Annotated in this window: 14 protein-coding genes; 4 read left to right on the top strand and 10 right to left on the bottom strand. The window is 57.1% G+C overall.

Going from position 1 to position 21,612, the window contains the following annotated elements; translation table 11 throughout:
- Positions 1-30: 30 nt before the first annotated feature.
- The 3 genes from E1H13_RS19370 to E1H13_RS19360 all read right to left on the bottom strand — a co-directional run bounded on the left by E1H13_RS19370 (position 31) and on the right by E1H13_RS19360 (position 4,653).
- Positions 31-456: a hypothetical protein gene (locus E1H13_RS19370; RefSeq protein ID WP_169615705.1), complete on the bottom strand. Its 426-nt coding sequence runs from the start codon at positions 454-456 to the stop codon at positions 31-33.
- A gap of 125 nt (positions 457-581) precedes the next feature.
- Positions 582-3,113: a CPBP family glutamic-type intramembrane protease gene (locus E1H13_RS19365; RefSeq protein WP_169615703.1), complete on the bottom strand. Its 2,532-nt coding sequence runs from the start codon at positions 3,111-3,113 to the stop codon at positions 582-584.
- Positions 3,114-3,270: 157 nt separating this feature from the next.
- Positions 3,271-4,653, bottom strand: coding sequence for a hypothetical protein (locus E1H13_RS19360; RefSeq protein WP_169615701.1), 1,383 nt, complete (start codon positions 4,651-4,653; stop codon positions 3,271-3,273).
- Between the two features lie 368 nt (positions 4,654-5,021).
- On the opposite strand from E1H13_RS19360, the gene E1H13_RS19355 reads away from it, so the two are divergent.
- The 3 genes from E1H13_RS19355 to uraD all read left to right on the top strand — a co-directional run bounded on the left by E1H13_RS19355 (position 5,022) and on the right by uraD (position 8,079).
- A complete protein-coding gene (locus E1H13_RS19355) occupies positions 5,022-5,972 on the top strand; it encodes a FecR domain-containing protein (RefSeq protein WP_206070716.1) in 951 nt (316 codons plus the stop codon).
- Positions 5,973-6,269: 297 nt separating this feature from the next.
- The gene (locus E1H13_RS19350) at positions 6,270-7,448 is read left to right on the top strand and encodes a 5-(carboxyamino)imidazole ribonucleotide synthase (protein WP_169615697.1); all 1,179 of its coding nucleotides are present in this window, start codon (positions 6,270-6,272) and stop codon (positions 7,446-7,448) included.
- 112 nt (positions 7,449-7,560) lie between these two features.
- A complete protein-coding gene (gene uraD / locus E1H13_RS19345; RefSeq protein WP_169615695.1) occupies positions 7,561-8,079 on the top strand; it encodes a 2-oxo-4-hydroxy-4-carboxy-5-ureidoimidazoline decarboxylase in 519 nt (172 codons plus the stop codon).
- A gap of 317 nt (positions 8,080-8,396) precedes the next feature.
- Here the strand turns inward: uraD and E1H13_RS19340 are convergent, their stop codons facing one another.
- From E1H13_RS19340 to E1H13_RS19315, 6 genes are all read right to left on the bottom strand, one after another.
- Positions 8,397-11,030, bottom strand: a complete 2,634-nt coding sequence (locus E1H13_RS19340; protein ID WP_169615694.1) for a DUF3536 domain-containing protein — start codon at positions 11,028-11,030, stop codon at positions 8,397-8,399.
- A 1,179-nt stretch (positions 11,031-12,209) separates the two neighbouring features.
- Positions 12,210-13,571 (bottom strand): HAMP domain-containing sensor histidine kinase, encoded by a 1,362-nt coding sequence (locus E1H13_RS19335; RefSeq protein WP_169615691.1) that lies wholly within the window; start codon positions 13,569-13,571, stop codon positions 12,210-12,212.
- Positions 13,572-13,577: 6 nt separating this feature from the next.
- The gene (locus E1H13_RS19330) at positions 13,578-14,018 is read right to left on the bottom strand and encodes a hypothetical protein (protein ID WP_240966731.1); all 441 of its coding nucleotides are present in this window, start codon (positions 14,016-14,018) and stop codon (positions 13,578-13,580) included.
- A gap of 409 nt (positions 14,019-14,427) precedes the next feature.
- The gene (gene gndA / locus E1H13_RS19325; RefSeq protein WP_169615689.1) at positions 14,428-15,852 is read right to left on the bottom strand and encodes an NADP-dependent phosphogluconate dehydrogenase; all 1,425 of its coding nucleotides are present in this window, start codon (positions 15,850-15,852) and stop codon (positions 14,428-14,430) included.
- Between the two features lie 660 nt (positions 15,853-16,512).
- Positions 16,513-16,857 carry a divalent-cation tolerance protein CutA gene (gene cutA / locus E1H13_RS19320; RefSeq protein ID WP_169615687.1) on the bottom strand — a complete coding sequence of 115 codons (345 nt, stop codon included), beginning with the start codon at positions 16,855-16,857 and terminating at the stop codon, positions 16,513-16,515.
- Positions 16,854-17,846: a pentapeptide repeat-containing protein gene (locus tag E1H13_RS19315; protein WP_347404192.1), complete on the bottom strand. Its 993-nt coding sequence runs from the start codon at positions 17,844-17,846 to the stop codon at positions 16,854-16,856. The genes cutA and E1H13_RS19315 overlap by 4 nt, the downstream gene beginning before the upstream one ends.
- A 337-nt stretch (positions 17,847-18,183) precedes the next feature.
- Between E1H13_RS19315 and E1H13_RS19310 the strand changes: the two genes are divergently transcribed.
- Complete coding sequence (locus E1H13_RS19310) at positions 18,184-18,906, top strand: DUF2834 domain-containing protein (RefSeq protein ID WP_169615686.1); 723 nt, start codon at positions 18,184-18,186, stop codon at positions 18,904-18,906.
- Here the strand turns inward: E1H13_RS19310 and E1H13_RS28330 are convergent.
- On the bottom strand, positions 18,821-21,190 hold the full coding sequence (locus E1H13_RS28330; protein ID WP_169615684.1) for a tetratricopeptide repeat protein: 2,370 nt from the start codon (positions 21,188-21,190) through the stop codon (positions 18,821-18,823). The two genes, E1H13_RS19310 and E1H13_RS28330, sit on opposite strands and share 86 nt — an antisense overlap.
- Positions 21,191-21,612: the final 422 nt, after the last annotated feature.

The raw sequence follows: 21,612 nt of genomic DNA, 5'->3' as shown, positions 1-21,612 counted from the left end.
TGTAGCAGTGAAACTGGGTTGTGGCACATGCTATTTGATTGAAACCCGACCATCATTTTCGATGTAGACGGAGCGATCGCTGGGTTCACTGGGGGCGTTATAGATCTCGACCGTCAGGGTTGTCTCCACAGGGCGACCCAGGCGCACCCGCACTGGTTGGTCCCTCAACGCCCAGAGAAACATGGAAATATTTGGTGTAGTGCCCCAGCCAAACCCCAACTCTGTGGTGTCTCCTGGACGCAGGGTCCGAGGCCCAATCATGGGCGGTTGTTCCACCGCCACCTGCACAGTGCTGCGATTGACCACCTGTACCGTGACGGCATCCCCAGGGGTGAACTGAATTTGTCCCGAACCACAGTCCACCATGCAGGGCTGGGCGAGTGCTGGTGTGCCCCCTGCGAGCAAAACTACCCCCATCAGACAGCCAATGGAAATCAGTGACGATAACTTCAGCATGATCAGGACCCTCCGCAATTAGCCATGAGCTATTGGTCATTCTAGGAGTATCCGGGGATCATGGCGCATTGGGTTGCAAAGCTGGGGAATCGAGGTGCTCCTACCCCAGGTTTCATAGACCTAGCTTAGGGGCTGGCCGGGGCAGGAGCTTGGGGTGCCAGGCGGGCATAGCCCCCCAGGATATAAATCCATACGGCCACTACCGCCCAGTGCCCAAAGGTGACCAGCCACAGGGAACCGGTAATTCCGTACAGGCCAATCAGCACTATGCCTAACCAGCCCATCAGCACGATGAAGCGTGGATCTGACAGGGTGACCCAGGCTGAGCGGTAAACGGTTTTGCCAATCACCCAGTGGTACAGCATAAACAGCCCCAAGCTGAGGAGCCCCCACAGCAGCCAAATACCAACCGGCACCCCTTCCACCGGGTGGGGTAGCAGCAGCACCCGAAACACAATTTCTTCTGCTAAAGCCGGAAAAATTGCAATTCGCAGCAGCCCCAGCAACACCAGTAGCGGGTGTTGCCGGACAACCTGCCACCGCAAGAACCCATTGCGCAGCCCCACAGGAATGGCTAAAGCGGCATAAAGGGCCAATGTGCCCAGGGTGATGGTGATGGTTGGCCCTGTAGGCCAAACCGCAAAAGCGTCGGCCAGTCGCTGCACCAGCCGACCGACGACTGGGATGCCCCCCATCAGGGTCGTGGGGGCGATGGGTTCCACCCCTGGGTCAAAGCCGCCCACCATATTGGTGCGTAAGAACCAGAGCTGTGCCCCGTGCTGCAAGAAAATGCGAGCCACTTGGTCATGGCCCCAGCGGGGCATCATGGTCTGCCAACTTAATACGCCACTGGTTAGCCGAGGACTGCTGATGAAATCTCCCCCCGACTCGACTGCCGCCAGGGTCTCAGCGTTGGTTTGCCAATCCGCCCGCACCACCCCGTAGGGCACCAGCATCGCTTCTAAGGCTTCTCCTAGGGCAACAAAGTCTTTGGCCCGCTGGGCTTCAGGGCTATCAGGGTGCTGCTGCACCCAGGTGACAATCTCTGGGTGGCTTTCAATTTGCCGCCGAATTTGCTGCATGGCAATAAACAACGCCTGGTTGGAATCTTGCACACAGGACGCCGCTGGGGTAACTGCAGACACGCCAGTGCCGTCGCCAACCCGATAGCGGGCGGCAATGATTTGGGTTTGTAGCAGCAATTCCCGAAACAGAGAGATCTGGGTATCGCCAAACTGAAACGGGGTAATAAAGGCATCTAGCTTGACGACAATATCTGACACCGGCCGAACCCCCAACCACCCCCGCTGCATATCGCCGATGTAGTCGATCCAGTCGTGGGTGCCCGAGGCAATACCATTGGGGTTTTGGGCATAAATTTGTTGGTACTTGATGTCGAACTGTAACTCGTTGGTCAGGGGCTCGCGCACCACCCGCACCAGGCCATAGGCAAAGTGGCCAGCAACCGTTCCCAGGGGAGAAAATTCCGCCTTTTCCCCGCCAATGCCGCCAAACAGGTGAATCAGCAGGGCATAGTCCCCTGCTTGCCACTGGTTCTGGGGGGCCGGGTCCCCCGCAGGGGCCAGCAAAACCCGTTGCAGGGTGCCCTGGCGCTGGGGGGTATCTTGCCAGTTGCCCCGGTCAATGTAATTTAAACCCGCGCTACGCCCCAGCACGACTCGATCCGGGTCTAGCTGAAATAACGCCCGGGGCTTGAGGGACTGCACCGTGAAAACGCCTTCTGGATCCCGCGCCCCATAGATGTACCACCCGGCCACCCCAGCGGGGGAATCGGCTAAGTCTCGCAGATTGGAGAAAAAGCGATCGCCCCCGAGCCGGGGCTGCTGCGGAATTCGCACCGTACTGATAGGACCCGTAAACCCCTGGGTAGCCGGATCGTAGAATTGCACCCGAAAAAATTCACTCGGGCAAGGGGGCTCCCCGGGGCAGTCGGGGGGTAAGGGGGCATCGACCGTTTCATCGGATCCTAGCAATTGCACCAGACCATATTCCCGCCCGGTAATTTGCACCGGTTCTAGGGCGGTTTGGATCACCGGGCGATCGCCGTCGAGTTCGACAGTTACCTCGGTTAAACGGACGGTGACATCATCCTGGGGGCGCACCCCAGCTAATGACTGTAGCGGCCCCACCTGGGAGCGACCATTTAGCCGAGTCGGCATCACATTGCCATTGGCCAAAAAGCGATAGGCTTGGTCACTGAACGTCACATCTCGGGTGACGGCCGCCACGTAGCGATCGCGCATATCCCCCGGCTGCCAGGTCAACTTGAGTCGCTGCCCCACTAAGTTGGCATGTTCTGTTGGGCTGTGCCAAAGTTCCAGCCAGGCCCAATCCCCAGGATCAGCGTCGTAGTCGGCCTCTGTGGGCAGCATCAAGCGCCCGATCCAATCGCCATTGGGGCGCAGGGTCGGGGCCGTCGGCAGGGGCCGCACGGGAAACGTCTCAAGTTGGTTAAAAGGCTTTGCTTGGGCTAAGTCGTAGCTAGAGGGAGTGATATCATCCGCCTCAGGGCTGGCTTGTGGCGCTGCCGCCGTCCCTACCATGACCAGCCAGGCCACCGTGATTCCCACCAGGATGTAATGGACCAGGCGCCTGGCAACTCGGGACAGAACCAAGCGGTAGTTGGAGAGGGGCATCACGCACAACCATCAGCACATTGTGTTGAATTATGCAGGATGTCTACACTCCTGGGAAGCCTTTAGCCCCATGCCTCCATCCCAGGACGTCATTAGGGTGCTGGGTTCTATAAATTGCATGGTTCTGCCCGTCAGCCATCTCGGGTTTGGGATGACCTTAAAACAAGGGTAAATTGACTTCCAGGTTCAAGCCAAACAACGTGTCATCAAACCGCACCCTGGGTTCAGACGATCGGCCAAATCCAAATCCCCCATAGGCACTCAATCGCACTGTCGGCGTAATGCTGTACACCACTTGCCCGAGCAATTGCTGAAACGTATCATGGCGCGCCTGGGCGGCGTAGTCCACCAGGGTGACTTGATAGCTAAGCCCGGCCTGAAGTTGGGGATTAAACCGATAGGCCAAATAGGCCCCAATCACTTGGGAAAAGCGGCTGAAATCTGTCAATACAGGTCCAGAGTCAAAATTTGACCGCACCGTGGCATCGTTATATTCGGCCCGGTAGTACGTATCTAGGCTGAGTTGGGGGGTCAGCGGGTCTCGACGACCGAGGGTTAGGGCGATCGCTGTATTTTCAAAAAAGCGAAAACGGTTAGGCCCTGGGCGAAACAGCTCTTGATAAGAGACCGTCAGTTGCCCATAGGTGCGCGGTGACAGGCCTTGGCGAATGCCAACCCGAAACCGCAGGTCGTCGTAATTCACGCTGGACTGACTGCCATAGCGCTGTAGGGCCGCGTCAATGGTGCCAATCAGAGTCGTTTCTGGACCTAGGGTTGGATACACTTCAAAGGTGAGAGAGGGACGGAAAAACGTATCCCCCGTGAGGTTGCCCACATCATCAATCACCAGCAGAATATTGTCACTGCTACCCATTAAAAAGCGAGCGGTTAAAAAGCCAATTTTTGGCGGTTCATCTGGGGGAGGAATCAGTAAGGGGGGTTGCTCACGAATCCGTAAGATCCCCAGGTCAGGGTCTTCTAAAGGACTGCGCACCTGAATCACCCCCAGCTCAGGATCCCCTGGGGGTAGCTCAGTGTCCTGGTCCAGTGGTACCCCCTCAAAGGGTGGCTCTTCGGTATCATCGTCATTGTCCTGGCCCTGGGCCAGGGCTGGCTTGAGTCCCACCGATGACTCGCTAGGGGTGAAGAGCGGCGCATTTAGGGGAAATCCCTGCGTCGGGGCAAAGCTCACCTCTAGGTCTAGATGGGCAGGGGAGACGATAGGACCGGGCTCTAAGGCCGCTATCGGGGCGTGGTCAGCCCCTAAGGGGAGATCCGGGGCAGACAGATCCGGGGATGACGCTGGCTGGTGCTCCCCAGCTTGGACAGCGTCAGGATCATCAGGTGATAGGGCTACCGCCAAGGGCGCGATCGCTGATTCTGGAGTCAGACGTTGACTGAGGGCTACGTCCGTCGATACGGTTAGGGGAACTGGGTCTACCGCATAGGCAGGCAAGCCGTAGCCAGCGCTAATGCCGATGCCAAGACTGAGCCATCCTAGACTGGGTACCCCTAACGTTAGGTAAATCCGCCGTTTCAATGGTTGGTTCTGCCAGACTAAAACAAAGAGAATTCGATCCAGATGCAGCCCTATGCCCCATCCTAAGCCCCAATAGAAATTAAAGCCTGGCGATAGAGCATACTTAGGGCATGGTAAGCCAACTCTGAACTATCAGTAGAATCACTGATGCTTGACTGGATTCCTGACAATCAAGGCCACATTTACCAAAAAAATACGCATCAAAACAGAAGATTCATGGGTTAGACAGTTCTGACAGTCGCTGGCCCCTGCCAAAGCAAACATAATAGACCTAGGATGAGCGGGCCTTGAGCCTTCTGTCTACCTATTGTTGCCTTGTTCCAGGTTCAGCCCTGGGGTAGTTTATGACCTTCCGTTCCCTTGTTTCGATGGCTGTGGCACTGGCAGGACTGGTCATTGGCGTACCGTCCGCCCAAGCCGAGGTGCCCTTCACCCGAGCCTGGGTTAACTTCAGTACCAATCAGGTACACCTAGCGTCTGTGGCAGGGAATGTGCGTCCGGCAGTGGTCGCTGAGTGCCTTTGCCCCGGGGATCGAATCACAACCAACGTCGCCGCTAAAGCTGAGTTGCTGTTTAATGACGGCTCCTTGGTCCGCATGGGAGAACAGAGTAGCCTACATTTTTGGCCCCAAACCCGGCAGCTGCGATTAAGGCAGGGTACAACCGCTCTATTTGTGCCCCCAGACCAGGGGCGCACCGCCATTCACACCGCTAACGCCATTGTCGGTTTGCAAAATGCAGCGGTGGTGGTCCGTTATGTGCCCGAGCGCAATCTGACGCTGGTGATGGCCTTAACCAGCGACAGTGCCGGGCCCATATCCTTAAGTACTAATGATCACAGTCAGACGATAGCCCTTTTGGGTGGTCAGATGGCCTTGGTGAGCGGTACCGATATTGAGGTGGCCGAGTTCGACTTGCAGGGGTTTTATCAAACCAGCCGTCTGGTTCTCGGCCTCAACATTCCAGATTCCCGGCCTTTGGCCGATCAACCCCATGACCCAATCGCAACCCTGCGCCCCCACTTGCGGCGGGCTCTGGCCCAACAGTCCCCCTTTGATGGCCCTAGCGCCATTGTCGATCCGAACCTAATTGGTCGGCCCAATCGATCCTTAGGGACGACTTCTCCAGAGCCCGTCGGCCTCGAAGTCAGTGCCCCATTGCCCTCTGAAGAGAACTGGCTGCCTGCCACCGTAACTCCTCCAGGGGTGGTTACTCCCTTGCCAGAATCAGAACCTGCAGGGGCTCCGGCGGTTGGAACCAGTGGAGATATGACTGTCCCTGGGGGAGGCTCGGTAGAGCCAGAAGCAGGCGTCCTGTAACTAAACGAACCTGGGTTCGGGATGACACCATCCTTTACTTGGGAAGGGTGCCCGTTGGCGCAGCGTTCTGCAGGAACGGGCGGGGTGGGGCAAAATGCTTTGCTATGAGTTGCCATGCGAGCCTTGACTGACCCACCCCTACCCCTCCCAGGAGAGGATTTTGAGACTGCGTTACCCCAGCCTTTCCTGACTTAGAGTGCTGCTGGTAGGGAATTACGCCAGATCTCGAACTGGACTTGGTATAGGGTGATCAAAGTTAGTAGGATTGGAGGGGTTCACAGCAGCATTAGGGGCAGTATGGGGCAGGCGAGGGATGACAACACTCCCCCCACCGTTCAGCGAGTGGGGGTGATTGGTGGTGGCCAACTGGCTTGGATGATGGGGCCTGGGGCTAAATCCCTAGGGTTAGAGTTGGTGATACAGACCCCTGATCCAGAGGATCCAGCGGTGGCGATCGCCCAGCATACCATTTTGGCCCCCATAACAGACGTCGACGCTACAGCGGTGCTGGCCAGCCAGTGCGATGTGATCACCTTTGAAAATGAGTTCATTGACTGTGCTGGGCTGCAACCCCTGGTGAAGCAAGGAACGATGTTTCGACCTGGGCTTGAGCTCATGGCCCTGGTGCTCGACAAGCTCCATCAGCGCCAGTTTTTTCAGCAGATGGGTCTGCCCAACCCCCGCTACGTTTTCCTAGACGGTGGAGAAGCACCAGAGGTGCTGCTGGCCAAAGCCGAGACGGTGGGGTTTCCCCTGGTGATGAAAACTCGTCGCTTAGGCTATGACGGCTATGGCACGTTTGTGGTGGCCGATCGATCTCAGTTAACAGCTGCTTGGCAGACCAGCGGTCGAGCCCCAGTACTGTTGGAGGAGTTTGTGCCGTTTAAGCAAGAATTGGCGATTGTGGTAGCCCGCTCCGTCAGCGGAGAGTTGGCCCTTTACCCGGCGGTAGAAACCCAACAGGTTAACCAGATCTGTCGTCGAGTGGTGGCCCCGGCCCCGGTGAGCCCAGCGGTGATGGATCGGATGGCCACCCTGGCCCGCACCCTAGTGAATGGCTTAGACCTGGTGGGGGTGATGGCGATTGAATGTTTTCTGACTGAAGACGACCAGGTGCTGATTAACGAAATCGCCCCCCGCACCCACAATTCCGGCCATTACAGCCTGGATGCCTGCGTCACCTCCCAATTTGAGCAGCAGCTACGGGCCATTAGCGATCGCCCCCTTGGCCCCACCGATCTCACCTGTGATCAGGCGGTGATGGTCAACTTGTTAGGGCTAGATGCCTCTGACGCTACTCACCAGGAGCGGTTGGCCAACCTAAAGGCTATCCCCCAAGCCCAGGTGTACTGGTATGGTAAAAGCCCCCGCCCAGGCCGTAAGCTGGGTCACGTCACCCAATGTCTTAGGGCCGATGCTGATTCGGCCAGGGTGGCTGCGACCATCGAGCGGCTTTGGTATGGTGCTGAAACCTGATACCCCAGGACAGACACCCCAGGACAGGCACCCCAGAACAGGCACCCCAGAACAGACCCATCGGTCTGCCCATACGATCTTGGCACCCAGAACCGATTTCCTAAAACCCTCCATGCCCTACCCCCTCAGCCAACTCAACTCCATGTCCCAGGCCGAGTTTGTAGAGGCCATTGGCCCTGCGTTTGAAGCTACTCCGGCGATCGCCGCCCAGGTCTGGCACCAACGCCCCTTTGCCTCGGTGGCCGATTTGCACCAGCGGATGGTGGCCATGGTGCGATCGCTGTCCCCAGAGGATAAACTAGCCCTGATCAAGGCCCACCCCGACCTCGGGGCTCGGGTGACGATGGCTGATGCCTCTGTGGCAGAGCAGAGTAAAGCGGGCTTAACAAACCTGAGTGCGGCTGAGTATGAGCGGTTTCAAACCCTAAACCAGCGCTATAAAGACACCTTTGGGTTTCCGTTTATTCTGGCTGTGGCAGGCCATACCAAAGTCTCGATTCTAGAAAACTTTGCCCAACGGGTGAATAACCCAGTCGAGGTAGAAATGGCCACGGCCCTGGGCCAAATTGAGGCGATCGCCCGTCTCCGCCTAGACACCTGGATTGAGGACGATGGCAAAACCAACGACTGACCGCTGCGGGGGTGTCACATTGCGGGTGAGGGTGGGCTAGAGCATCTGTACTATCTCAAGAGAGTATGTCAAGATCCCAGGGTTCTGCCCTGGGATACCCCGAAAGTAATGGCCAGTCAGCCCAAGAACCCTCCTAAGAAACACGGCTCCGATCGTAGGGTGGGCTCTGCCCACCAACCCCAGGAACCGCCGTCACCGGGTTTCTTCCTGCTCTATCGAAGGGCACCGCCGTTAGTCAACCGCTGGGATCTGTATCGGCGTACTAGCCGCCATCCCAGGGGTGCCAGGGCATCCTGATGGCGGCAAAAGTCCCTGGGTCATAGGCCTTCCAGGGCGTCCCGTACAGCCGCCACGTCCACCGACAGGTAGTCTCCTAAGCGCAGGATGTCGTACACCTGGACTCGTTGCTTTGCCCTTAATAGCTGAATCCCCTGGGCCGCCCGGTGCAACAGGTCAAACACCTGACGGTGCAGATACTGGTAGTACAGTTCCTGGGGGCGCTCTAGGGATAACCCCAGGGAGAGGCGATCGCCTAACGCGATCAGCCGCCCCAGCCAATCCACATCGGCGGCCAGGGACTCACTGGGTTCATGGCTCAGCAGTTGCCAGACCGATCGCCAGATCAGCCCTTCTAGCATGGGCTTGGCGGCAGGCAAAGATAGGCGAGCATTGAAGTAGCTGGCCTCAGTGGCGATCGCATCTAGCTCATTTAAGTACTCTTCCCCCTGGCGCAGGGGATTGCTGCTGGGATCGCTGGTCTCCCGCTCCAGGGCATGGAGCACCTCCAGGGTACGCTGGCTGAGGGCGATGTCAGCGGCCACCTGTAGTTCCTGGGGCACCGGCAGCCCGTCCCGGTGGAAGGCCCGCAGCACCCCATAGTTGTCGCGGTACACCTGGGAATAGAGCTGGTCCAGCCGCAGCAGGGTGTCCTGGGAGAGCAACTGCATCATCCGGTGGCGTTCTTCAGCGAACAGGTCCTGGAGACCATAGGCGCGATCGCCAAAGATGCGGTTAATCGCCAGGATGGTTTGGGCGGCACTGGCCTGACCCAGGCCGTCAAACAGCTCGTCTTTGGCCTTGGTATAGTCCAAACGAGAACGGAAGCTGCGAATACCACAATGGAAGTCCCAGCCCCCCAGGTGCAAAGCCCCAAAGGCCAAGGTCAGGGTCTCGCGGGTAATGGTGGAGGTAAGCGTCACCTGGCCCACCGCTAGGGACAGAGGCCCCAGGCGCTGACGGCGGTAGTCCTGCTGCTCCACGGTGTAGCTGTAGAGGCTTTGTTCCCGGCGGTAGTCGCTGAACAGGGAGCCCATGGCATAGTGGGCCACCACCTGCTCTGGTGAAACCCGGCTGGGTTTCACCAAGGTCTGGTACACCCCAGCCCCGTCTTTAAAGGTAGCCACGTTACTGGGGGCCGCCCGCAGCCGTTCCACAAATGCCACTTCCAGGGCGATCCCGGCCACCTCGCCGGCCAGGTCCATGGCCCGGGCGGCATAGCGCAAAATTTGGGTGCCCTCAGGGCGAGAGATTTCATCGAAAAACCAGCCGCAACTGGTGTACATCAGCAGGGCATGGCGCTGCATTTCCAGCAGCTGTAGGGCCGTGGTGCGTTCTGTGGCTGAAAGGGGACGGGCCTGATGGGCGGCAAAGAAGGCGGCGAGGCTGTCGTCACTGCGATCGCCCATTACCGCCACATAGGCATCCCGGGCCGCCCAGGGATCGTTCAACAAGGCTGCTCCTTGCTGCTCAAACACCTGACTCAGCTGATCCCGCAACCAGTCCAGGCTGTCTCGCAGGGGTCGCCGCCACTGCTGCTGCCAGTCCCCGCCGCCGCCACAGCCGCAGTCATCTTGCCAGCGATCGACCCCGTGGGAGCAACTCCAGGCGGTCACTGGCTTCAGCTCGGCTTCCCAGGCGGGGGGATGGGTGGCCAGGTAGTGGGCATAGTTGGTCACCGTCCAGCCCTGGCGGGGAAATTCTTCGGTGACGGCATAGGCCAGGGCCTTTTCTGCCCCACCCCGATGGTGGCCAAAGGTTTCACCATCGGTGGCCACCGAAATTAACTGGAAGGGGCGATGATCCCCATGGATGGCTTGGGCAATGCGGCCCGCAAAGTGCTGGGACGAGCTGAGCACATCGTTAAAGCCCATATCCCGTGAGATCGGGCCGTCGTAGAAGAAAACATCAATGTAGCGACTGGGGTCGGGGCTGCCGTCGGGATACTTGAGAAAGCAGCGGTAGGGGCGGCTGGGGTCAATCTGGCCGCCACCCACCTCGTGCCAGTCCCCCCGTTCCCCGTGGGTGGTCACCAGGGGCCGACAGCGCTGCACCTGGGAGGGGGCCAGGATGGTGAATTTGATCCCCTCCTGCACCAGCACCTCCAGGGTGGGATAATCCACCGCTGTCTCCGCCAGCCAGATGCCCTCGGGATCGCGGCCAAACCGACGCTTAAAGTCAGCGATCCCCCAACGCACCTGGGTGAGCTTGTCTCGTTGGTTAGCCAGGGGCAAAATGATGTGGTTGTATACCTGGGCGATCGCGTTGCCGTGGCCGTTCAACCGCTGGCAGCTATTGCGATCGGCATCCAGGATGCGCTGGTAGGTTTCCAGGTCGTAGCGTTCCATCCAGCTCAACAGCGTGGGACCCAGGTTGAAGCTGATGTATTCAAAGGTGTTGACAATCCGAATCACCTCGCCGCGATCGTTGAGGATGCGGGCGTAGGCGTTGGGACGATAGCACTCGTGGTGGATGCGCTCATTCCAGTCGTGGAAGGGGGCCGCCCCTGGCTGCTTTTCGATCGCATCCAGGTAGGGGTTTTCCCGGGGGGGCTGGTAAAAATGCCCGTGGACGCAGACAAAAATCCCCGTACTAACAGCGGGGATCAAGCCATCATGGGTACTGTGATCCCCAGGAGCCTGGGACGGCACAGTTTGCTGGAGTGTATCAGCCATAGGTTGAGGTAATAACGATTAGTGCAATTGGATGGGGATCAAGGGCCGCAGGACGTTTAGTGCTCGGTGAATCTGATAATGGGGTTCTGCAACCGCGAGCTTTAGGTGGCTTCTAGGAAACTTTCTACCGAGTGGTGGGCAATGCCCACCCTACGAGAGCTGCGATCGCTGACAAAAAGAGAGATTGTCTTTCTCAGAAATCTCCTTTTCAGCCCGTCATCGTTACCTGGATAGACCACTAGAGTGACCTTGGGCACCTGCGATCCCCAGGAGCGATCCCCGTGGGGACTTAGGCGACTTCTGGAAAACTTTCTCCCTAATGGTGGGCAGTGCCCACCCTACGGTGGTTGCAGTCACCTGCGATCCCCAGGAGCGATCCCCGTGGGGACTTAGCCGTGGTCTAGGGCTATATCGGCGAAAAAAAACTGTTGGACACCAGAACCTGGTGTGATGGGTTGAAAACCTGACGATGTTTATGGTCGCCAACTGTTGGAATGATCGAACGGGATAATCGAATCGGTGATTATCGACTTGAAAAAATCGACTTGAACCAAACCCAAACCTGGAATTATATCTGGGGAAAACCCCAGGTCCCGAGCTGGACTTGGCATAAAAATCTGGTTAGATTTTAACCTGCCTGCTTCTCAGCCCCCAAAATACTTAATGTCTGTTGATGATCGTAACGATAGCTTCATCCACTCTGCCAGCCACCTATCCCTAGGGGGAAAATCAATTTTATCGAGCAAAGCCGCTCCGTCGGTCAACGCGCTGCTGTGCGCCTGTTTCGCCAACGCATTCACCATCTGATTCATCAAGACGCTTACTCGAAGAACGAAGACGGCACCTCATCACCCATTGCCTGACAAACAGCGGTGCATTGCGGCCCCAGGTTGACTACCAATACCCAGACCCTGACCGCTAATGCACCCTACGGTTTCAATCCAAAATCCAAAATCCAAAATTCTCCTCTCTCCAATTCCCCGCCAGGGCGGACACACAGGTCCGCCCCTACCCATCCACCCATCCACCCATCCACCCATCCACCCATCCACCCATCCACCCATCCACCCTACCCTTCGGGAAGCCGCTCCGCGTCTACCACCCATCCACCCATCCACCCATCCACCCTACCCTTCGGGAAGCCGCTCCGCGTCTACCACCCATCCACCCATCCACCCATCACTCCCCCACCCCCGGCAACACCACCACCACCCTCGTTCCCTCACCAGGCTGGCTGGCCAGACTAATCTGTCCCCGGTGGGTATCGACGATCGCTTTGGCGATCGCCAGTCCCAGTCCGGTTCCTTTATCTCCCTGGCGCAGGCGGGCTGGATCGGCCCGGTAAAAACGGTCAAACACATGGGCCAGGGCTGCTTCATCCAGGCCGATGCCGGTATCCGCTACCGTCACCTGTACCCAGTTGTGCCCCTGCTGCTTGATTTTCTGAGGGGTAATGGTGACCTGGCCTTGGTCAGGGGTGTACTGCACCGCATTGCTGACCAGGTTGGTAAACAGCCGGGTGAGCTGACCAGGATCACCCGGCACAATCAGGGGGGAGGGTCTGGGGCTAGCCCCTTTACTGCGGGTCAAAAGCTGGGGTTTTAGGGTCAGGGTGATGGCGCGATCGCGAGCTATCACCTGCTGTTCTTCGGTGACCTCCTGGAGCAACGGCTCAATATCTACCGCTTCTGGGTCCAGGGGCATTAGCCCACTGTCTTGACGGGCCAAAAACAGCAGGTCGTCCACCAGGCGTCCTAGCCGTCGTGTTAGCCGCTCAATCACCTGCAGCTGTTGCTGTTGGACCTCCAGATCGGGATTGGGGTCGGCCAGGGCCACTTGGGCATTGGTCTGAATCACGGCAATCGGGTTACGCAGCTCGTGGGAGGCATCGGCTGTAAATTGTTTCAACTGTTGGTACGAATCGCGCACTGGGGCCATGGCGATCCCCGACAATAGCCAGCCAATGGCGGCCACGGCCCCCACCATCAGACTGGTCCCCAGGGCCAGGTCCACGATTAAACGGCGACTGGGTTTGGTGACTTCAAACCAGGGATGGCTGACCCGCAAATAGCCCAACACCTGACCATTCGCCTGCACCCGCTGGGTAATCTGGCGAAACACCTCCTCAGACCCTACCCGCACCGTTTCCCCGGCTGGGTTCACATGCAGGGGCACTGGCAACGTGTCCGATAGGGTAGACCACAGCAGTTGCCCGGTGGGGCTAAACCACTCCAGGTCAATGTGGTCGTCTTCTACGGCTCGGGTATTATCTCGAAAGCTGGCCTCCACATTCACCCCCAAGGGGGGCGTGTCTCCGGCCAAGCGGGTGCCCTCTGGGGTCAAGATTCGTCGCCCTGTTACATCAGGTTCAATCACCAGGGAGCGCTCTACGATCTCCACCACATGGTTGAGGGTGTCATCGACCCGTTCCACTAGGGTGGTGCGCACATACAGGTAAAAACCACTGGCGAACAACAGTAACAGTACCGCTGTGACGGCTGTGTACCATAGGGCCAATCGTTGCCGGGTCGCCTGAAACATAGCGCACTAGGGCTGGGTTAAAAACTGCTCGATCATCTCCTTTGCCGGTTCAACCATCGCCCAGGTCCCGTCGGCCTGGCGGCGGAGGGTGGCCAAGGCGACGATATCCCCCTGGCCCACAGTATCCCCCTGGCGGCGATCGCCCAGTCGAGTTTGCCGCAGGCCACAAAGGCGAAAAAGATAGGCAGGCACCTCAGGACTAGAGACAACCACACAGTCCTCGCCATGGCCGCTGGCGGGCTGTACCTGACCGCCAAAGGGCATATACAAACGGTTGCCCCTGATATCAAGGGCCACATCCCCTAAACCACTGTGAACCTGGTAGTTGGCAATGCGATCGCCCGGTTGCAGGCTCCAGTCTTGGTACAGATTGATATTGCGAGGGGCCGGGGCATTGTCTGCGCCACTGCAAGCCACCAGGCCCGCCAGTAACCCCAGCAGGCCCAACCCCTGAATCCAACCCCTGGGGGGCTCATCTCGATATAACCTTCTGTGTAGCAATCTGTATAGCAATACGCCTGACCTAACGTTCCTATGTACTAACGACACCACCCCTTACTGTAGCGGGTGGTGTCGGCGTTGTGCATCGGTAGTGGGGGGCTACCCAGGGGTTACTGGTGTATCAATCCATACCGGCAAAACGGAATAAGCCACTTCTCTAACCCAGCGAGTTCACCATCCCCTCCTGGGAGGCCTGTGCTGAGCCTGTCGAAGTAAGTAGGGGTGGGTCAGTTAAGGCCAGTAGGAGGAGATGGTGTTATGCCGTACTGAGGTTTAGGCTATACCAAGTCCAGCTCGAGATCTGGAGTTTGCCCACAGGCAGAACTCCAGGTCTGGACTTGGATCTGGATTTAAATCAAACCCGGGCAGGGGCCTTAGTCCACTCGGTGTGGAAGGTGCCCTCTTTGTCGACCCGCTGGTAAGTGTGAGCACCGAAGTAGTCACGCTGGGCCTGGGTCAGGTTTTGCGGCAAGCGATCGCGGCGATAGCTATCAAAGTAGTCTAAGGAGGCGCTAAAGGCGGGCACCGGAATCCCAAAGGTGGCGGCCATCGACACCACCTCTCGCCAGGCCGCCTGACGATCCAGAATGGTTTGCTTAAACTCTGGGGCCAGAAGCAGGTTGGCCAAATCGGGATTTTCATCGTAGGCCTGCTTAATCTTGTTCAGGAACCCGGCCCGGATGATACAGCCTCCCTTCCAAATGCGAGCGGTTTCCCCTAGATCAATGTCGTACTCATAGGCTTTAGATGCCGCACCAATTAACGCCATACCCTGGGCATAGGAGCAGATTTTAGAACAGTAGAGGGCGTCACGAATTTTGTTGATCATCCCTTTGACATCGTCATCAAACTTAGCCACTGGGCCGCTCAACTGTTTGGAGGCCGCCACCCGTTCTGATTTGATCGATGACATGATCCGGGCATTAACCGCAGCGGTGATCGTTGGGATGCCGACCCCCAGTTCCAGCGCACTCATCACCGTCCAACGACCCGTGCCCTTTTGCCCCGCCGCATCCATAATCAGTTCTACCAGGGGCGCTTTCGTTTCAGGGTCAACGTTGGTAAAAATATCCGCTGTGATCTCAATCAAAAAGGAGTTGAGCTCGTCAGTGAGGTTCCACTCGCTAAACACTTCAAACAGCCGGTTGTGATCGAGACCCAAGATACTCTTCATTAGGTCATAGGCTTCAGCAATCAACTGCATATCGCCATATTCGATGCCGTTGTGCACCATTTTGACGTAATGGCCTGCTCCCCGAGGCCCAATGTAAGTAACGCAGGGGCCGTCATCCACCTGGGCGGCAATTTTCTTCACGATCGGCTCAATCGAGTCGTAGGCGGCGCGGGTGCCACCGGGCATCAGGCTGGGACCCAACAGAGCCCCCTCTTCGCCCCCACTCACCCCCATGCCAATAAAGCGCAAACCGGTGGATTCTAAATCTTTGGTGCGCCGCTCTGTATCTTCGTAAAGGGAGTTACCCCCATCCATGATCATGTCGCCGTCATCCAGCAGAGGGCGCAACTGATCAATCACCGCATCCACTGGGCTGCCGGCCTTAACCATGACTAAAATCCGGCGGGGACGTTCAAGGGACTGAACAAACTCTTCCAGACTGTAGGTGGCCTTAACATTTTTGCCCTGAGCTCGCTTTTCCATGAAGCGCTCGGTCACGGCAGCGGTGCGGTTGTAGACCGCCACTGGAAAGCCCTTACTCTCGACATTGAGGGCCAGGTTCTCGCCCATAACGGCAAGGCCAATTACACCAAAACTTTGTGCCATATCGTAATCTCTCGGTAACGGTTTGAGTGAAATCTACTATGCGGATCAAGGGTGAGCGGATCTGAGGTCTGCGGATCAGGGTTGCAGCATTTGTCGGATCAACTTGAACAAACGGTTAAAGCAGCAAAACAAGACATGATCAAACGGACAACGACAACAACCTGAGCAGAATGCTGATTCAACGGAATCTGTCAACAGAGTAAACAACTTTTTTGGAAAGGGGATGCTCCCAAAGGTTTTCTTTAGGCGATGCTGTTCTACGCCAAGGATCCCTGACTTAACCTGGAAGGTTACGGCTGATCTTTGTAGCTTCTGATGCTGTTCCAGGGAGGTGAATCCTCTAAAAAATAAAGCAGCTGCGATCGCGGCCTTGCCTACTGTAGGGTTTAGGGGTCCATCTCAGCCCACACTATCGACGGGACGTTATGCCTCTCGCTTGATGGGAATGCGACCTAGTTGTGAAGTCTCCTTGTCCATAGGGCTGGCCATGGTCAGCCTTTTTTGTGGCCAGCACCCCGATTCCCATGGGGTGCACGGCTGCGCCCAGGCAGAGTTCTTTTCTAAAGCGGTGCATTGCTTCGCGAATGCACCCTACGCCCCTCTTTTTCGTTCTTTCCTCTTCCCTCTTCCCTCTTCTTTTTTCTTTCTTCGTTCTTCCCTTCAGCTTGGTCGCGTTTCCGCCAGCATCCACTGCAAGTAGTCCGGTAACCCTTGGGTAATGGGCAGGGCGATGATTTCAGGCAGGTCGTAGGTGTGGCGCTGACGAATGGCTACCGACAGGTCTTCAAACCGGTTCAGGTCTGTTTTGATCACCAGTTGCCACTCCTGGTCCCGTTGAACCTCTCCTTGCCAGCGGTAGATCGATTGCAGGGGCATGAGACTGACACAGGCGGCCAAATGGGTTTCCACCAGGTAGTGCCCTAGATCTTGGGCTTCAGCCTCAGATCCCACAGTCACCAGGACGACCCCTGGGGTATGGGGGGCAGAGGTTTGGGGGGAATTCATGAGAGAGGCAGTTGATCGACAAACTGGGATTGATCGAGGGTGGCCCGGGCAGGGCGATGGGTCCAGCGGGTTTCGCCACAGACGGCCTCGTACAAATAGGCCCGGGCTTCCATCGGCAACACGGATTCCGTAAATTCAGTGCCATCCACTTGGGCCGCCTTCAGGGATACCTGACCCAGGTGGGCCCGGGTCAAGTCGGCCCGAGACAAGTTCACCCCGTCTAACACACTATTCCACAGGACGGCCCCGGTTAAATCAGCACTGTTGAGGTTAGCCCCGACCAGGCTGCTACCCCGCATGGTGGTCTGGGACAAGTTAGCCGAACTGAGGTTGGCATGGTCCAGCTTGACTCCATTTAATTTAGCTTCCTTGAGGTTGATTCCAGCCAGGTCAAGGCCTCGTAAATCTACTCCGTTCAACCAAGCCCCTTCTAAGTTGGCACCATCCAGGCGGGTTTGCTCTAAATCGGCCCCACTCAAGCGGGCTCCAGTCAAGTGAGCCCAAGACAGATCAGCCCCACACAAGTCGGTACCCCGCAGATTGGCCCCCCGCAGATTGGCCCCCCGCAGATTGGCCCCCCGCAGATTGGCCTGGCGCAAATTAGCATGGCATAAATCAGCGCCGCTTAATTGAGCTTGGTCTAAGTTGGCCTTGACTAAAAAGGCCCCCCGCAAATTGGCCTTGGTCAGATTAGCCTGGGCCAGATTGGCCTCACTCATTTTGGCGAAGCTGAGGTTGGCATAGGTCAAGTTGGCCTGGGGCAAGCTTGACCGGGTCAGAAAGGAACGACTGAGCTGCGCCCCACTGAGGTTGGCACGGGTTAAGTCGACCTCGACTAAAATGTGATGGCTGAAGTCGGCCGCAGTGAGGTGAATACCGGCAAAGTTACGGTAGCCAGCCTCGTATAACTCGAGAAAATATCGAATATGCATAGCTTTACGGTGGTGAGCCTGGGAAGAGAAAGGCTCACGGTGAGCAACTAAAGGCACGGCAGATTCCCAAATAAGGGCACAGGCAATAGCTTGGGCTTGGGGGCTCCAGTGGCCAATAACGTTAGTACAGGACGTAAAACACCTCAACAGACGATGGGCTTAGTATAAGTAATGAATTTGGCCTTGTTGGCAAAGCCGCTGTATCCGTAGTATTAACTGACCTAAACACACAAAAGCGAACATAAGTTTACGTTCTGGTTTCTTGTTAATAATTTTTTAATAAAGACATCTGCCCAACCCTAAAGCCTTTGACTACAGGGTATTTGCTTTAGGCCTGACTGTCTGCTTGTTTTGCGTTTGGTTGATAATTTAGTGAAAAACTTAGCATTGGCGAGTGATGAAGCAAATTAGTTTAATCGGCCTGTGGCTGGCATTTGTGTTGTATGCATTTATACTGGCTCCCCCCGATCAGGCCGATACCTTGGGGTTGATTCAACGCCTGTCCACTGGGGACTGGCAGGGTATTAACCCGATTATTGTGGCCTTATTTAATGGCATGGGCATCTGGCCAATGGTATATGCGTCATTGATGTTGATGGATGGCCAGGGACAAAAACTATGGGCCTGGCCCTTTGTGGTGGCGTCTTTCGCCGTTGGGGCCTTTGCTTTACTGCCCTATTTGGCCTTTCGGCAACCTAACCCTGGGTTCCCTGGCCCTAAGTCCTCCCTGATTCGACTGTTGGACTCGGCCTGGTTGGGGGCGGTGTTGTCCGCAGGGGCGATCGCCCTTTTCGGGTGGGCATTGGTGCAGGGCGACTGGGCTGACTTTTGGCAGCAGTGGCAAACCAGCCGCTTTATTCATGTCATGAGCTTAGATTTTTGTGCCCTATGGCTATTGTTCCCGCTCTTGCTGGCGGATGATCTAGCTCGGCGCGGCCTCAGCCAGCGGTGGATTATTCCGGTGGTGCTGGCTCTGCCCCTGATGGGAGCCTGCGGGTATTTGGCCCTGACTCCATCACCTCATCACCCCATTACCCCCCTTCCCGTAGCCGACTCAGAGCCCGCTGGACAGAAGCTAGCCCCTGGCGATCGCCCTGGGCTGCAAGGTGATCGCTAGCTCGTTGTAAATCGGCGATCGCCCGATCGTGGTCCCCTTGGCTTTGGTAAATGGTGCTGCGATAGCAATAGGGTAGGGCAATGGGATCGCCACAGGCGATGGCGTCGCTATAGTCGCGCACGGCGCCCTTCAGGTCGCCCAGCTTTTGCAGGGCACTGCCGCGATACACATAGGCCATGGGCAGGTGGGGTTTCAGGGCGATCGCCTGGGTAAAGTCTTGAATTGCCGCTGGGTAGCGCCGCTGTTCTAGGCGTAGCCAGCCGCGGTTACAGTAGGCAGCAAACAGCTTGGGATTGTGCTCTAGGGCCTGGGTAAAGTCCAGTTCTGCTTGGTCGGTATGGTTGAGCTCTAAGTGGGCCGCCCCTCGGTTATTGAGGACGATGGCATGGTCGGGCTGTAGCCGCAACACATGGGTATAGTCGCTGATGGCCCCAGGTTGGTCTCGCAGGTCGTGGCGGGTGGTGCCCCGGTTAAATAGGGCGATTTTGTCCCCTGGGGTAATGGTGGGGTTTTGAAATCGCTGAATCAACCCTTGAACCACTTGTGGATCAGCGGTGCGCAGCTTAGCGTCCACCTGGGGAAAGGGGGTGCTGGCGGTGGCGAAAGGCTTGAGGCTGACAATTGCGTAGGTGCGATCGCTGTCGGGGCCGCTGTCGCACACCACATAGCTTTCAGCGCTCCCCATAATTTTGAATCTAAAGCGATCGGGGTAGGTTTCCCGCAGCGGTAGAAGTTTACTTAAAGCGACCTTTAACTGGCTGAGCAGATTCGGCTCCAAATCCCAGCGCTGGCTGATGCGCCAGATCAGACGCCCTTCCCCTGGATCTGCCTGGTGGCACCAGCCAATGTCCACCTGGCCGCCCCGCTGGAGCAAGTGGACCAAACCGCTCAGCAGCTCATCGTCAATGGCCACGTGGTGGGCCCAGGGCCACACCAGTATCAGTCGCTGTTGGGCCTGGGCGATCGCCTGGTCCAGCGCTTGGCGGCTAGCGTTGGTATTGGGGGCCGCTGCCCCATCAGGGTTAATAAAGTCCAAAATCCAACTGGGGTCTTGGGGGTGGCCATCGCTGTTCTGGGGCGTTAAGACTGACTGGCGTAGCCCGTTCAGTTCAGCTTCCGTCTGCCCCAGTCGCTGGGTGAGTTGAGCCATGGCCTGACGGCTGACCATTCCCTGTTTCATCTGAGGTAGCACTTGAGCCCATTGGTGGCCCAATCGCTGCTGCCGTTCTGCCAAGGACTGGTTAGCCCCCGCCAGTTTAGAGAGCTGAGCCTTTAACTGACCCAAATGCTGAGAGACAACTTGCTGCACTTGCTCTGGGGACTGTCCGGTAGTTTCCTGCTGATTAACTTGCTGCTGCAGGGCCTGCATATTGAGCTTGAGTTGGTTGAGATCCTCAACTAAGTCTTTTAAGTCTTTACCGGCATTCTTCGCCGCCGAATCGCTAGCAGACAGGTCACCCATCGCCCCCACCGGAACTTTGGTCAAAGCTCGCTCTAGGTTCGCCTGTTGACGGGTTAGATCCCGAACGTGGTTAACCAGATTGGTGAATTCGGTTTGATCGACCAGGTGGCTGATCGCTTTCATTATCTCAGTAATCTCAGGCCCCGTTGAGCCAGGGGGTGTCCTTTGGGTCAGGTTTTGTAGCCGTTGCTCTAGCTGCTGGACCGTGGCCTGAAGATGGGTCACTAGGGTGCGGGTTTCCGATCGCAGAGTCTCGCTGCCGATGCGGGCTTGCATCAAATCTGTTCTGACTTGGGACACCTCGCCTTCCAGGGCCTCTAACCGAGGCAACGTCGCCAGTCGTTGCATGTAACTTGTCAGGTTTTGCACCCCCACTTGGGTCTGGGTGTATTGCTCTTGTAGATCGCCAATTGCCGCTTGAATCTGACTCAGATCAGGGGCTAGCTCTTGCTGAATTTGGTCATTGACCTCGTGGCGCAGCTGGGAAATTTCGTTCGAAAACTGCATGAAGGCCCGGTTATTACGGGCCATCACCGATCGTTGGAAGTTAGTTAGGGCCTCTGGCGAAGGTAGGGCTGATACTTGTTTGCTGAGGTTGGTCAGGCGGTGGCTCGTCTGTCGCTGTTGCCGGGCCAACTTGGCCTGGGCCTGGTCAAGCTGCTGCTCTACCCGGTTGCGGTTCAGCAATCCGATGGCCGCCATCACCGTCAAGGGGGCGGTGGCTAGGGCCGCATTTTGGGCCGCCATTGAGGCCACGGCTCCCACCCCTGAACCAACGACCAGAGCCCGCTCTGCCCGTGTTAACCAATGATTGTCTGCCACGATGATTACCCCTGATATTACTGATGCCTAAGTCAGTCCGATGCGGCCGCAGAGAGGGGGCATCTCGGGGCTTGACCGCGTGGCCTTACCCCTAATTAATTATTATTCAGAAGAGATATCTGGGGGAGGCCTACATCTTTTTTCAGACCGCGATCGCGCCATCAGGATATTTTTTAGCCCTGTACCAGGTCCCGCTCAGGATCTGGAGTCTTCCCCAGACAGAACGCCAGCTCTGGCCTTGGATTCGGTTTAGGACGCCAGCACAGATCCCAGCGGTTGACTAACGGCGGTGCCCTTCGATAGAGCAGGAAGAAACCCGGTGAGGGCGTTTCTTGGGGCTTGGGGCAATACTGTTCGGATAAACAGAATTTCAGTATATTTGCACTGTTCTGACAGAGCAGGTGTATGGTGCAACTCAAGGA

Source organism: Nodosilinea sp. P-1105 (genome assembly GCF_012911975.1).
In the GTDB taxonomy this organism is placed as follows: domain Bacteria; phylum Cyanobacteriota; class Cyanobacteriia; order Phormidesmidales; family Phormidesmidaceae; genus Nodosilinea.
The sequence above is the reverse complement of the archived record's forward strand: the minus strand, read 5'-3'. Positions and strand labels throughout refer to the sequence as shown.

What these genes read in the sequence shown, in the direction of transcription:
- E1H13_RS19370 (WP_169615705.1), bottom strand. Translation starts at nt 456, where the DNA reads ATGCTGAAGTTATCGTCACTGATTTCCATTGGCTGTCTGATGGGGGTA.
- E1H13_RS19365 (WP_169615703.1), bottom strand. Translation starts at nt 3,113, where the DNA reads ATGCCCCTCTCCAACTACCGCTTGGTTCTGTCCCGAGTTGCCAGGCGC.
- E1H13_RS19355 (WP_206070716.1), top strand. Translation starts at nt 5,022, where the DNA reads ATGGCTGTGGCACTGGCAGGACTGGTCATTGGCGTACCGTCCGCCCAA.
- E1H13_RS19350 (WP_169615697.1), top strand. Translation starts at nt 6,270, where the DNA reads ATGGGGCAGGCGAGGGATGACAACACTCCCCCCACCGTTCAGCGAGTG.
- uraD (WP_169615695.1), top strand. Translation starts at nt 7,561, where the DNA reads ATGCCCTACCCCCTCAGCCAACTCAACTCCATGTCCCAGGCCGAGTTT.
- E1H13_RS19340 (WP_169615694.1), bottom strand. Translation starts at nt 11,030, where the DNA reads ATGGCTGATACACTCCAGCAAACTGTGCCGTCCCAGGCTCCTGGGGAT.
- E1H13_RS19335 (WP_169615691.1), bottom strand. Translation starts at nt 13,571, where the DNA reads ATGTTTCAGGCGACCCGGCAACGATTGGCCCTATGGTACACAGCCGTC.
- gndA (WP_169615689.1), bottom strand. Translation starts at nt 15,852, where the DNA reads ATGGCACAAAGTTTTGGTGTAATTGGCCTTGCCGTTATGGGCGAGAAC.
- cutA (WP_169615687.1), bottom strand. Translation starts at nt 16,857, where the DNA reads ATGAATTCCCCCCAAACCTCTGCCCCCCATACCCCAGGGGTCGTCCTG.